The sequence below is a fragment of the Streptomyces sp. NPDC004051 genome, assembly GCF_053604275.1.
On sequence record NZ_JBSGHG010000050.1, the window covers coordinates 1 to 13161 of the forward strand.

General features: G+C 73.8%; 10 protein-coding genes. 5 read left to right on the forward strand and 5 right to left on the reverse strand.

Features of this window, described 5'->3' with window-relative positions:
* Positions 1 to 387 precede the first annotated feature (387 nt).
* The 3 genes from ACWEQO_RS31875 to ACWEQO_RS31885 form a co-directional block, all read right to left on the reverse strand.
* The gene (locus ACWEQO_RS31875; RefSeq protein WP_361459724.1) at positions 388 to 675 is read right to left on the reverse strand and encodes a hypothetical protein; all 288 of its coding nucleotides are present in this window, start codon (positions 673 to 675) and stop codon (positions 388 to 390) included.
* 99 nt (positions 676 to 774) lie between these two features.
* On the reverse strand, positions 775 to 2910 hold the full coding sequence (malQ, locus tag ACWEQO_RS31880) for a 4-alpha-glucanotransferase (protein ID WP_452986138.1): 2136 nt from the start codon (positions 2908 to 2910) through the stop codon (positions 775 to 777).
* A 156-nt stretch (positions 2911 to 3066) separates the two neighbouring features.
* Complete coding sequence (locus ACWEQO_RS31885) at positions 3067 to 3342, reverse strand: hypothetical protein (protein WP_452986106.1); 276 nt, start codon at positions 3340 to 3342, stop codon at positions 3067 to 3069.
* Between the two features lie 306 nt (positions 3343 to 3648).
* Here ACWEQO_RS31885 and ACWEQO_RS31890 point away from each other — a divergent pair, with 306 nt between their 5' ends.
* The 5 genes from ACWEQO_RS31890 to ACWEQO_RS31910 all read left to right on the forward strand — a co-directional run bounded on the left by ACWEQO_RS31890 (position 3649) and on the right by ACWEQO_RS31910 (position 10261).
* The gene (locus ACWEQO_RS31890; protein WP_452986107.1) at positions 3649 to 6531 is read left to right on the forward strand and encodes a beta-N-acetylglucosaminidase domain-containing protein; all 2883 of its coding nucleotides are present in this window, start codon (positions 3649 to 3651) and stop codon (positions 6529 to 6531) included.
* Between the two features lie 103 nt (positions 6532 to 6634).
* Positions 6635 to 7168: a PadR family transcriptional regulator gene (locus ACWEQO_RS31895; RefSeq protein ID WP_452986108.1), complete on the forward strand. Its 534-nt coding sequence runs from the start codon at positions 6635 to 6637 to the stop codon at positions 7166 to 7168.
* A complete protein-coding gene (locus tag ACWEQO_RS31900; protein WP_452986109.1) occupies positions 7165 to 7878 on the forward strand; it encodes an ABC transporter ATP-binding protein in 714 nt (237 codons plus the stop codon). The genes ACWEQO_RS31895 and ACWEQO_RS31900 overlap by 4 nt, the downstream gene beginning before the upstream one ends.
* The gene (locus tag ACWEQO_RS31905; RefSeq protein ID WP_452986110.1) at positions 7875 to 9263 is read left to right on the forward strand and encodes an FtsX-like permease family protein; all 1389 of its coding nucleotides are present in this window, start codon (positions 7875 to 7877) and stop codon (positions 9261 to 9263) included. Before ACWEQO_RS31900 ends, ACWEQO_RS31905 begins: the two co-directional genes overlap by 4 nt.
* Before the next feature lie 779 nt (positions 9264 to 10042).
* Positions 10043 to 10261 (forward strand): hypothetical protein, encoded by a 219-nt coding sequence (locus ACWEQO_RS31910; protein WP_452986111.1) that lies wholly within the window; start codon positions 10043 to 10045, stop codon positions 10259 to 10261.
* A gap of 74 nt (positions 10262 to 10335) precedes the next feature.
* Here ACWEQO_RS31910 and ACWEQO_RS31915 read toward each other — a convergent pair whose 3' ends face one another.
* Together ACWEQO_RS31915 and ACWEQO_RS31920 are read right to left on the reverse strand one after the other, a co-directional pair.
* Positions 10336 to 11706 carry an MFS transporter gene (locus ACWEQO_RS31915; protein ID WP_452986112.1) on the reverse strand — a complete coding sequence of 457 codons (1371 nt, stop codon included), beginning with the start codon at positions 11704 to 11706 and terminating at the stop codon, positions 10336 to 10338.
* Between the two features lie 242 nt (positions 11707 to 11948).
* Complete coding sequence (locus tag ACWEQO_RS31920) at positions 11949 to 13154, reverse strand: cytochrome P450 (protein ID WP_452986113.1); 1206 nt, start codon at positions 13152 to 13154, stop codon at positions 11949 to 11951.
* Positions 13155 to 13161 lie beyond the last annotated feature (7 nt).

Below are 13161 nucleotides of genomic sequence, written 5' to 3' on the forward strand. Positions count from 1 at the left end.
ATCTTTCCGTCCTTCACCCACCGCCAGGCGGTCTGGTAGCTCACGCCCTGCTGACGGGCCCACTCCGAAAGCTTCACAAGCCCACCGTACGTGAGATATGTGACTAAAAACGACTATAAATGACTAGAAAATCTTTAGCAGCTTTCACCCCCCACCCTCGAGTTCGTTCATACGGTCCTGGTGATCCTCCCAGGCCGGTCGGACCGCTGCCCGTCGTCGCGGACATCGACTCCGTCTTCCCACGGGTGCGGTGAGCCGCTCCTCGAACCGGAACGGTACGCAGCACGAAGGGCGCCGTCCCCGTCGCGTACGGCGGTTCACACGTACGCGGTGGGGGCGGCGCCCTCGGAAAGCTGCGGGGAGGACCGACCGGGGTCCGGGCCGGGGTCAGGCCTTGGCGTCGGCCTTGGCCTCCGGCTTGATCCTGATGTTGGAGCTGGTCGTGTCCTTCTGCTTGTGCGACCTGTCGAGGACCATCACCAGACCGGTGATGGCCAGGAAGATCGCGATCGGGGCCACGACGTAGAGGCCCAGCGTCTCGACGACGCTCAGGCCCGTGCCGGGGTCGTCCCCGTCGTCGCGGGTGAGCGCGAGCGCGGGGGACGTCATGAGCAGCATCATCAGCGTCGTACCGGCTGCCAGGGCGCCGGCGCGCAGGGCGTTCGTCTTGTCCACGGTGCCCAAAGTAGCGAACGCCCAGGGGGGCCGCGCGCCCGGGGTGCCGTACGGGGCCCCGGTCGGACCGGATGTGCCCCGGTTCGACCGGGTCTGTCCTCAGGTGTCGCCGCCCTCGCCGCTCGGTCGGCTGGTGACGTGGGCGGCCGGGGCGGCGGAGGCGGTACGGGTGCGGACGACGTCGAGCAGCGCCTGCAGCCGCGGGGACGCCGTCAGGTCCTCCAGCGCCATCGGCCGGCCCCGCGCGTCGGCGATCGGCAGGCGCCAGTTCGGGTACTGGTCCCAGGTGCCGGGGAGGTTCTGCGGGCGCCGGTCGCCGACGCCGTCGGGGAGCCAGACGCCGATCATCCGGGCGGGGGTGCGCAGCAGATAGCGGTGGACGGCCTGGATCCGCGCCTCCTCCTCGGGCTCCTCGGGCTCCCCGGGCTCCCCGGAGCCGGCGGTGCCGTCCGTGCCGTGCAGCAGACCGAGCCGGGCCAGCAGCTCCAGCCACTCCCCGATGTCGGCGGCGGCCTCCGCGCGCTCCTCGGCCACGGGACGGGTGAGCAGGCCGAGGCCGTCGCGGAGCTCGACGTGCTCGCCGGTGAGGCGGGCCGCGGTGGGCGGCAGGTCGTGGGTGGTGACGGTGGCCAGGCAGTCGGCGCGCCAGGCCGCGGGCGGCAGCGGCCGGCGGTCGCCCTCCCAGTCCCGTTCGAACCAGAGCACCGAGGTGCCGAGCACCCCGCGTTCGCGCAGCGCCTCGCGCACCCCGGGCTCCACCGTGCCCAGGTCCTCGCCGATCACCACCGCCCCGGCGCGGGACGCCTCCAGGACGAGGACGGCGAGCATGGCCTCGGCGTCGTGGCGGACGTACGTGCCCTCGGTGGGCGGGTGGCCCCGGGGGACCCACCAGAGCCGGAACAGGCCCATCACGTGGTCGATGCGCAGGGCGCCCGCATACCGGAAGAGGGCCCGGAGCAGGGCGCGGAAGGGCGCGTAACCGCAGGCGGCGAGCCGGTCGGGGCGCCAGGGCGGCAGGCCCCAGTCCTGGCCGCGGGCGTTGAAGGCGTCGGGCGGGGCGCCGGCCGACATGCCGGCGGCGAGGGTGTCCTGCTGCGCCCAGGCGTCGGAGCCGCCGGGGTGCACGCCGACCGCGAGGTCGTGGACGATCCCGACCGGCATCCCGGCCTCGCGGGCGGCCCGCTGGGCGGCGGTGAGCTGGGTGTCGGTGAGCCAGGCCAGCCGGGAGTGGAAGTCGACGCGGGCCGTCAGTTCGCGGCGGGCCCGACGGGTCTCGGGTGAGCGCGGGTCGCGCAGGCCCTCCGGCCAGGTGTGCCAGTCGGGGCCGTGCACCTCGGCGAGCGCGCACCAGGTGGCGTGGTCCTCCAGGGCCTGGCCCTGCTCGGCGAGGAAGTCGCGGTAGGCGGCGAGCCGGCCGGGCCCCAGCGGCACCTCGTTCACCAGTTCGAGGGCGGCCTTCTTGGTCTCCCACACGGCGTCCCGGTCGATCAGGGCGCCCCGGTCCAGCACCGCCTCGCGCAGTTCCGCGGCGCGTTCGCCCAGGGCTCCCAGCCGGTCGCGCTCCTCGGCGCCCGCGACGTACGCGAACTCGGGGATGTCCTCGATCCGCAGGTGGACCGGGTCCGGGAAACGGCGCGAGGAGGGCCGGTAGGGGGAGGGGTCGGTCGGGGCGCCGGGGACGGCCGCGTGCAGGGGGTTGATCTGGACGAATCCGGCGCCGAGCGTACGGCCCGCCCAGGCGGCCAGCTCGCCGAGGTCACCGAGGTCGCCCATGCCCCAGGAGCGGCGGGAGAGGAGCGAGTAGAGCTGGACGAGGAGCCCGTACGAGCGGGCCGGGGGTGCCGGTAACGCGGCCGGGGCGACGATCAGGTGGGCCTCGGCGGTGCGGCCGTCGGGCGCGGTGGCGGTGACCCGGTGCACGCCGGGCGGAAGGTGCGCGGCCGAGGAGCGGGTCTCGCCCTGCTCGGTGCTCACCAGCAGGCGGGTGCCCTCGGGGAGCGCGGCCAGGGCGGCCGGGACGCCGGGTCCCCAGCCGACCACGGTGGGCGGCAGCAGCCGCTCGGCCCGCTCCCGCCAGCCGGCGGCGAGCGCGTCACGGACGGCCTCCGGCGTGCTCGCGTCCACACCGAGCGCGGCCAGGGCGAGGGTGACGGCGGTGGCGGAGGCGGCGACCGTACGGTCCGGGGAGGGGCTGTAGGAGGTGGCGACGCCGTGCAGGGCGGCGAGCAGGGCCAGTTCCTCGGACGGGGGCTCGGACGGGGGCCCGGAGGGCGGGGGCTCGGGCGGAAGCTCGGCGGACGGCGGCTCGGGCGGGGGCCCGGAGGACGACGGCTCGGTCTGCGGTTCGGTCGGCAGCTCGATCTGCGGCTCGGTCGGACCGGGCGCGGCCACCTAGGGCTCCGGGACGTACTGGGCCGGGAAGGAGTCGAGTCCGGTGGGGTCCATGGCGGCGTCGGACTCACTGGTCAGCGGGGCGGCGTCGGCGAGCGGGGGCTCGCTGGTGAGGGGTTCGGCGTCGGGCAGCGGGGGCTCGCTGGTGAGGGGGACCTCGGCGCGGGGTCCCTCCGCGCTGAAGACACAGGGGTGCAGCCCTTCGGGTTCGGCGGACGGCTCCGCCACGGGTTTGGACAGGGGCGGGGACAGGACGTAAGCCGGTGCGGCAGCCACAGAAGGCCTCCTCGTCGAGATCATCGATCGCTGAGCACTGAGCACTGAGCATCGATGCACGTCGTTCGGTCGGGTTCCCGCAGCCCCTACCCACAGGACGCGGGACCAGACCCACCCACGCGCACAACGTGCTCCTGCTCACATTCTGTTCCCGTTCCCATGTCTCACACCAGGACAAACCTGTCACAACGGTCTCTCCCGTTGGCAGGCGGGGCGCAGAATGAGAGGCTCCGTGTTCTGCATGTCCTGCGTGTTCTGCATGCCCCTCGTGTCTCTCGGTCTGTCTCGTCTCCTCGAGGAGAAGCCTTGCAACTGCGGCCTGGGAAGAGGGCGGCCGCCCTCGCGTTCGCGGTCGTCGCCGGAACCCTGGGCGCGGCGCCCGCCTCCGTGGCGGCACCGTCCGTCCCCGGGACGACCACGTCTCCCGTACCCGACCGGGCCGAGACGGACCTGGCCGTCTGGCCCCGCCCGCACTCCCTGCGCGCGAACGGCGCCCCGGTCGCGGTGACCGACGTGGTCGCCCTGACCTCCGACGCGACGGCCGACCCCCGCGCCCTCAACACCCTGCGCACGCTGCTGCGGGAGGCCGGGGCGCGCCGGTTCACCGCCACCGGCGAACAGGCGCCCGCGGGGGCGCTCGTGGTGCGGGTGGGCGCGCAGCGGCCGACGAGCAACCCCCGGCACTCCCTCCCGTCCGGCGGCTACACGCTGACCGTCGGCGACGGCACCGTCGACCTCGCCGGCGCGGGCGAGGACGGCCTGTTCCACGGCGTCCAGACGCTGCGTCAGCTCCTGCGCCCGGACGGCAGCTTCAGCGCGGTCGTCGTGCGCGACTGGCCGGGCACGGCGGTGCGCGGGATCACCGAGGGCTTCTACGGCACCCCGTGGACGCACGAACAGCGCCTGGCCCAGCTGGACTTCATGGGCCGCACCAAGCAGAACCGGTACCTGTACGCACCCGGCGACGACCTGTACCGGCAGGCCCGCTGGCGCGAGCCGTACCCGGACCGGCGGCGCGCGGAGTTCCGGGAGCTGGCCGAGCGGGCCCGGGACAACCACGTCACGCTCGGCTGGGCGGTGGCGCCCGGCCAGGCCATGTGCTTCGCCTCGGACGACGATCTGCGCGCGCTGAAGCGCAAGTTGGACGCGATGTGGGCGCTGGGCTTCCGCACCTTCCAGCTGCAGTTCCAGGACGTCAGCTACAGCGAGTGGCACTGCCGCGAGGACGCCCGCCGCTTCGGCTCCGGTCCGGAGGCGGCCGCGCGCGCCCAGGCGTACGTGGCGAACGAGGTGGCCCGGAACCTGGCGGAACGTCATCCCGGTTCCGCCTCCCTGTCGTTGATGCCGACCGAGTACTACGAGGACGGGTCGACCGCGTACCGGCGGGCCCTCTCGCACGCCCTGGACAGGGCCGTCGAGGTGGCGTGGACCGGCGTCGGGGTGGTGCCGCGCACCATCTCGGGCGGCGATCTGGCCAAGGCGCGGGAGGTGTTCGGGCGTCCGCTGGTGACCATGGACAACTACCCGGTCAACGACTTCGCCCCCGGCCGGATCTTCCTCGGCCCCTACCAGGGCCGTGAGCCCGCCGTCGCCGCCGGTTCGGCGGCCCTGCTCGCCAACGCGATGGAGCAGCCCGAGGCGTCCCGCATCCCGCTGTTCACCGCCGCCGACTTCGCCTGGAACCCGCGCGACTACCGCCCCCAGGAGTCCTGGCGGGCCGCGATCGCCGATCTCGCGGGCGGCGACGCCGAACTCGAGAAGTCCCTGTCCGCACTGGCGGGCAACGACGCGTCCTCGGTGCTCGGCGCCGAGGAGTCGGCGTATCTGCGGCCGCTGCTGGAGGAGTTCTGGCGCACCCGCGCGACCGCCGGCACGGACGCGGGGCGCGCGGCGGACGACCGGCTGAGCGAGGCCTTCACGGTGCTGCGCGAGCTGCCCGAGCGCCTGGCCGGCACCCCGCGCTCCGCCGCCCTCGCCACCGAAGTCGCCCCCTGGAGCGGCCAGTTGTCCCGCTACGGCGAGGCCGGCGGCACCGCGCTGGAGATGCTGCGGGCGCAGGAGTCCGGCGACGCGGGCGCCGCCTGGACCGCGTACCGGAAGCTGGCCGAGCAGCGGGCCGGGCTGAAGTCGGCCCGGGTGACGGTCGGCAAGGGCGTCCTCGACCCGTTCCTGGACCGGGCGCGGGACGCGTACGAGGACTGGGCGGGCATCGACCGCAGGCCGACCGAGGGGTCCGGCGGCCGGACGGAGGACGGTGTCCTGCACCTGCCGCGGGTCCGCGACCTGAGCACGGTGACGGTGCTGGCCGAGCCCGGCACCACCGGCACGGCCGAGATCCACGTACCGGGCGCGGGCTGGCGCCGCCTCGGCCCGCTCTCCCCGTCCGGGGCCACCGAGTTCCGGGCGGACGGCCCGGCCGGCGCCGTGCGGATCACCGGCGCGGACGCCTCCCGGGTGCGGCACGTCGTGCCGTGGTTCACGGACGCGCCCGCCGCCACGCTGAAGCTGCCGGACGCCCCCGTGGACACCGACATCGGCGGCACCCGGCGGCTGACGGCCACCCTCGGCTCGCTGCGCCCCGAGGAGGTGCGCGGCAAGGTGACCGTGGAGGCGCCGAAGGGCGTGGAGGTACGGGTGCCGAAGGAGACCCTGACCGTCCCGCGCGGCACGACCGTCCAGGTGCCGGTCGAGGTGACGGTGGAGCCGGGGACGCCGGCCCGCTCGTACGAGGTCCGGCTCGGCTTCGGCGGGGCGGCCCACACGCTCACGGTGAACGCCGTCCCCCGCACCGCCGGCCCCGACCTGGCCCGTACCGGCCGGGCGAGCTCTTCGGCCGACGAGACGCCCGACTTCCCGGCGTCGGCGGCCAACGACGGTGATCCCGAGACCCGTTGGTCGTCCCCGGTCGAGGACGACTCCTGGTGGCAGGTCGAACTGGAACGCCCGGTACGGCTCGGGAAGGTCGCGCTGCACTGGCAGGACGCGCACCCGTCGGCGTACCGCGTCGAGGTCTCGGCGGACGGCCGCACCTGGCGCACGGCGGCGGCGGTGCCGGACAGCGGCGGCGGCCGCGAGACCGTCCGCATGGACGAACCCGACGTGCGCCACGTCCGCGTCCAGGGCGAGACCCGCGCCACCCGGTACGGCTACTCCCTGTGGTCGGTGGAGGCGTACGCGGTCGCGGACTGAGCCGACGGCTCCGCCGCCCGGCCGACTGGTCGACCGGGCGGCGGAGCCTTTTTTCGCGCCCCACTATTCACTCAGTACATATACCGGGTGCATACTGATCTCCATGAGCACCCGTCACATCCTGCTGGGGCTGCTCGCCTCGGGGCCGAGCCATGGCTACGACCTCAAGCGACGCCACGACGAACGGTTCCCCGAAGCCCGCCCGCTGGCCTACGGCCAGGTCTACACGACCCTGCAACGCCTGGTCCGCGACGGCCTCGCCGAGGTCGACGGCACCGCCTCCGACGGCGGCCCGGAGCGGACGGCGTACCGCACGACGGACGAGGGGACGCGTGAACTGTCCCGCTGGGCCGGGGAGATCGCCCCGCCCGCGCCTTTCGTGACCAACGAGATCTTCGCCAAGGTCGTGGTGTCGATCCTGTCCGGCGGCGACCCGGCCGCGTACCTGCGCGCCCAACGCGCCGCCCACATGCGGCGGATGCGGGAACTCACCGCGGTGAAGTCCGCGGGCGGCGCCGGCCTGGCGACCGTGCTCTCGGCGGACTACGCCCTCAACCACCTGGATGCCGACCTCCGTTGGATGACCACCACGGCGGCCCGGCTCACCACTCTGACCGCGGAGGTCGACGCAGCGTGAGCAACCTGAGCAACGGGGACGACCAGCAGCCGGCGGAGCCGCTGCTCGCGGCCCGCGGCCTGGTCAAGGCACACGGCAGGACCCATGCCCTGCGCGGCGCCTCCGTCGAGCTGCACACCGGCGAGATCCTCGCGGTGACCGGCGCCAGCGGCAGCGGCAAGTCGACGCTGCTGCACTGCCTCGCCGGGATCGTCCGCCCCGACGCCGGCTCGGTGACGTATGCGGGGCAGCGGCTGGAGGAGCTGCCGGAGAAGCGGCTGAGCGAGCTGCGCCGCACCGACTTCGGGGTGGTGTTCCAGTTCGGGCAGCTCGTGCCGGAGCTGACCGCGCTCGACAACGTGGCGCTGCCGCTGATGCTGGCCGGCACCGACCGCGCGGAGGCGCGGGAGCGGGCCGGTGAGTGGCTGGAGCGGTTCGGCGTGCGCGGGCAGGAGGACCTGCGGCCGGGTGAGATGAGCGGCGGGCAGGCCCAACGGGCGGCGCTGGCACGGGCCCTGGTCACCGGCCCGAAGGTGGTCTTCGCCGACGAGCCGACCGGCGCCCTGGACTCGCTCGCGGGCGAACAGGTGATGACGGCCCTGGCGCACACGGCCCGCGAGGCGGGCACGGCGGTCCTGCTGATCACGCACGACGCCCAGGTGGCCGCGTACGCGGACCGCGAGGTGCAGCTGCGCGACGGGACCGTGACCCCGCTGGAGGTGCCCGCGTGAGCACTTCACCCGCCGCCCCTCCCGCTCCCTCCCTGCGCTCCGATCTCCGCCTGGCCTGGCAGCTCTCCCGGGGTTCGGACCGGCGGGAGTGGTGGCGGGTCACACTCACCGCGACCGGCGCCGCGCTCGCGACCGGATGCGCGCTCGCTGCCGGGGTCCTGCTGTCGCTGGGCAACGGCTCCTACGCCGTGCCCGTCGCCGCGGGCCTGCTCGACGAGCCCGGAACGCGCGCCGGAGCGGTCTTCGGCCTGCTGCTCCTGCTGATCCCGGTGCTCGGCTTCCTCGGGCAGTGCGCCCGCGTCGGGGCCGTGCACCGGGACCGGCGGCTGGCCGGACTGCGGCTGGCCGGGGCGACGCCCTGGCAGGTGCGGCGGATCGCCGCGCTGGAGACCGGGCTCGCCTGCCTGCTCGGTTCGGTGTCGGCGACCCTCTTCTCGGTGCTGCTCCTGCTGCGCCTGTGGGACCGGCCGACCGCGCTCGCCTGGGTGGCGGTGGCCCTGGTCGCCGTGGCCGTGCCCGTGCTGGGCGCGCTGGCGAGCGTGCTGGCGCTGCGCCGCGTGGTGGCCTCGCCCCTGGGCTGGGTGCGCCGCGTGACGGGTGTCCGTTCGGCCCGCGGACCGGGCAGGCTGTTCCTGGGCTCGGCGGCCCTGGTGACGGCGGTGGGCGTGGCGACCGCGGTGTCCGGGCACGGCCCGTCCGGCCGGGCGGACTGGCAGAAGCCGTTGACGCTGTTCGCCGCGCTGCTCGCGGTGGGTGCGGGCGCGGTGTGGCTGGCCGGGGCCGCCTCCCGGCTCGTGGGGCAGGTGCTCGCGGTCCGGGCCCGGTCGGCGGCGGTGCTGATCGCGGCGGAACGGCTGCGCGCCGACCCGTGGGCACCGGCCCGTACCCATGCGGCGGTACTGCTGGTCACGGTCGTCGGCACCGCGTTCATGGGGGTACGCCACTCGATGCTCGCCTTCCTGCACAGCGGGGAGTACCTGGCCACCGACATGTCGTACTACACGACCGGCCTGAACCTGACCGCTGCGGCGATCACCGTGGCTCTGCTCATCACCCTGAGCAGCCTCGCCGTCGGCGCCGCCGAATCCCTGGCCACTCGCCGACGGGGCCTGTCCGCTCAGGTCGCAGCCGGTGTACCGCGCCCGGTACTGAACCGGGCGCTGCTCCTGGAGACCGCGCTCCCCCTGGCCCCGGCCCTGCTCCTGGCAGGCTTGGGCGGCATGGCGGCCGGCACCGTCTACAGCACCCTGACAGCCACCCCGACCCTCCCCTGGGCCGCCCTGCTGATCCCCCCGGCGGCCTACACCGCCTGCCTCCTGGCCTCGGCAACGGCTCTCCCCCTCCTCCACCGTTCGACCCACCCGACAGAACTGCGCTACACCTGACCACCGCCCACCCACCCGAACACGGTCCGCTCCCGGGGGAACGGGGGTCCCCCGGGACGGGGCCCGCAGTCAGTCAGTCCGGCAACGCGGTGTCCATCGGGAGCAGGTCGACGGAGGGTGAACCGCTCCCCGGGTCTGATGGAGACAGCGAAGACCCGGGGCTGGACGGTTTCACGGACCGTGCACCGGCTGACATGACCGTTCGTGAGAAAGAGCACCGCCTGCTGGATGCTCTGCCGGAGGATCGACTGCTGGACGCCGTAGAGCTGCTGCGCGAGTGGGCCGAGGTGGAGCGGGCCGAGCGCCCGCGGCGGCGCTTCCGCACGACTGCTTCCTTCGCTCGTGGCAGAGATCGGCTCCATGCTCTCCAGCCGGGCAGGCGTGAAGGCCGAGGCCGACTTTTTGCGCGATGTGGCCGACGGCGTGTACGACTTGGTCCCGGTCACCTCGTCCGAGGCCGCGCGGGCCGCCGATCTGGTGGAGCGGTACGCGGATCTGCCCCCCCGGGAACGGCGGACGCCTTCGTCGTGGCCGTGGCGGAGAAGTTCCGTGCGATCGACGTCGCGACACCGGATCGCCGCCATGTCGGCATCGTCCGACCCGCCCACGTGCTCGCCTTCACCCTGCTTCCCTGAAGCCTTCGGGGGCGGGTGTGCTCATCAGGACCTCCAGCAGCGCGGGAACCGGCTCCACGGCCGGCATACGGGCGCTCTCACCTGCTGACACAGCCGGGGTCGTTCGCGCTGCAGCCGTCGCAGAACAGTCCGGTCGCGTCGCCTGTGGAGATCCAGGAACTGGGCGCGATCGCCCAGTGGGCGAGCGTGGCCCACCTGATCGTCTCCCACCTCGCGGACTTCGTGACGTACCCCGTCGACACTCGGCAGTGGCGGTGGTGGGCTCGGCGCGGCCACGACGGCAAGTTCACCCTGGACCTGGACCTGGACCTGGACCTGGACCTGGGCCTGGACCGCGGCGCCCTCGCCCGGCGCCGCCGCTGAGACACCACGGCGAAGTGCCCCCGGGCGCGGCAGGCGCGTCGGGGGCACTCCGGGCGGAGTCAGCGCCGGGATGATCAGTCGGCCAGGCCCAGGCGGGCCCGGTCGCGCTGCTGGTCGATGAAGAGCAGCGACACCACCCCCGCGGCCACCAGCAGCAGCGCGGTGAGCAGGAAGGCGTGGGTGAAGCCCGCCGCGGCGGTCGCCGCCGAGCCGACCAGGAAACCGGCGATGGCGGGGGCGAACAGGCCGCCCGTGCTCAGCAGCGCGTTGGTCACCTGGAGGACCGCCCCACGCTGCCCGAACGTCGTCATCTCCGCCGCGACCAGGTACGTCACCGCGAACAGCGCCGGGGCGGTGCCGAAGCCGAAGGTGAAGGCGATCACGCTGAGCGTGCCGTCGGTGACGAGCGCGCCGCACAGCAGGGAGAGGCCGCTGAAGACGGTCGCGCCGGACAGGACGACACCCCGCGAGATGCGGGTGCGGACCCCGCGGCCGTCGAGGTACTGGGTGAACCAGCTCAGCCCCACCGTGGCGAACGTGCCCCACAGCGCGGGGAAGACGATCATCGATCCGGCGTGCTGGGTGCTGTAGCCGAGGACCTTCTCGTAGTAGGCCGGCAGCCAGGACGTGGCGAGGGCGAAGGTCCAGTAGCCGAGGAAGGAGCACAGGACGGCCAGCAGCCACGACGGGGTGAGGAAGCTCTTCAGGTAGCGCACCGGGGGCACGGCGGGGGCAGCGGGGCCGGACGCCTCGGGCGCCGCGAGTGCCGTCCCCTCGATCTCCGCCTCGGCCCGCTCCGAGGTGTACGGGCCCTCCTTGCCCACCACCAGCCACAGCACCGACCACACCACGCCGATCACGGCCAGGAAGATGAAGGTCGCCCGCCAGCCGAAGTCGGCCGCGATCCAGGAGAGCACGGGCGCGAAGCAGACGATGCCGAGCGTCACGCCGGAGGCGGACAGGGCGGCGGGGGTGGCCCCCTTCTTCTTCGGGAACCACTGGTAGACGGCGTGCATCATGATCGGCGCCAGCGGTCCCTCCCCGGCGCCCAGCAGAACGCGGCTGAACCACAGGGCCGGCAGCGAGGCGAAGACGAACACCGGCACCTGGGCGACGGACCAGACCAGGCACAGGGCGAGCAGGATCCACTTCGACTTCACGCGGTTGGCGATGGGCGCGGCGACCAGCTGCGCCACGCCGAACAGGAAGAAGACCGCGCTGCCGAGGAGGCCGAACTGCTCGGGAGTGATGTGCAGGTCCCGCATCACCGGCACGGCCACGATGCCGAGGATGGCCTTGTCGGCCCAGCTCACCATCATCAGGACCAGCAGCATCACGGCCATCAGCCAGCCGTAGGAGGTGCGTTTCCTGGGAGTCCAGTGGCGGGGGTCCGCCTGGTCCGCGACCTGCGGGAGCGATGCCGACGCGGCGAGTTGTTGCGTCATGGAAGCCTCCGGAACGGAGAAACGGTCGCGAGCGGACCGCGGGAAAGGGAGGGGCGGGGCCACCGGACGAAGTGCCGGCGGCCCCGGGAACCCGCGGACCCGTACATCGACGGGCCTGGGCCTCTGGGGGCTCCCCGTCCGGCGGGCACAACCCGGGGCCGGACGGGGAGGACGGGGAGAACGGGGAGAACGGGCAGAGCGGGCAGAGCGGGAAGGACGTCGGGCGAAAAGGGCCCCGCCCGTCAGGACCGGGGGGTGACCCGGACCGGGAGCGACGCGAAGCCGCGCAGCACGTTGTGGACGAGCGGGACCGGTTCGCCGGCCGGCTCGATGGTCTCGACGCGGGCGGCGAGCGCCCGCAGCACGAGTTCGATCTCCAGCCGGGCGATGGGCTGCCCGACGCACTGGTGCAGCCCCATGCCGAAGGCGACGTGGCCGGACGCCTGCCGGTCCAGGTCGTAACGGTCGGCGTCGGCGCCCCACTTGCGAGGGTCGCGGTTGGCGGCGCCGATGAACAGCAGCAGCTTCGCGCCGGCCGGTATCGGCACGCCGCCCAGCACGCTCGGCCCGGTCGTCGTCCGGTGGAACTTCTGGAACGGGGACTCCAGCCGCAGCGCCTCGTCCACGGCGAACTTGGCCAGCGACGGGTCCTCGCGCAGCCCCGCCCACGCCCGGGGCGTACGGGACAGGCAGGCGAAGGTGTTGCCGATGCCGAAGACCGTGGTGTCCACGCCCGCCGACAGCAGCGCCCGCACCAGCAGCGCGGCCTGCTCGGCGCTGATCAGGCCGTCCTCGACCCGGTCCCAGATGCGCGCGCCGAAGCCGGTGTCGTCCAGGTTCTCCCGGGCGCAGTTGCGCAGGATCGCGGCGCTGTGCTCGTCGGCGTGGGCGAAGGCCTGGTCGAAGATGTCGTTCTGCGGGCCGAAGGCGTTGAACACCATGTTGCCGTAAGGCAGCAGGTTCTCCCGGCCCTCCTCGGGGATGCCGACCGCGTCGGGGAAGACCCGCAGCGGGTAGCGCTCGGCGAGGTCCTTGACCACGTCGAACTCGCCGCGCGCCACCAGTTCCTCGGCGATCTCCTCCGCCGGCCCGGTGAAACGTTCCCGCAGGGGGCGTACCGTCGCCGGGTTGATGACACCGGTCAGCGCACGCCGCATCACCGTGTGGATCGGGGGATCGGACTCCAGGATGCTCGGCGGGCGCCAGCCCGCGTCCTGGCGGATGTCCCGGGGGCCGAGACCTCCGGAGGAGCAGTACGTCTCGAAGTCGGTGAGGACCTCGTGGACCTCCTCGAAGCCGGCGACCGCGTAGGCGCCGCACGTCTCCAGCCAGGTCACGGGGCCGTGCTCGCGCAGACGCCGCAGCATCGGGTACGGGTCCGCGATGTTCGCAGGCGAGAAGGGGTCGTCCGGGAGCGTCACGACGCCCCGGGCAGGTGCGATGGTCATGAGGGGA

Coding starts and splice junctions, on each gene's coding strand:
- ACWEQO_RS31895 (WP_452986108.1), top strand. CDS start 6,635: ATGAGCACCCGTCACATCCTGCTGGGGCTGCTCGCCTCGGGGCCGAGC.
- ACWEQO_RS31915 (WP_452986112.1), bottom strand. CDS start 11,706: ATGACGCAACAACTCGCCGCGTCGGCATCGCTCCCGCAGGTCGCGGAC.
- ACWEQO_RS31920 (WP_452986113.1), bottom strand. CDS start 13,154: ATGACCATCGCACCTGCCCGGGGCGTCGTGACGCTCCCGGACGACCCC.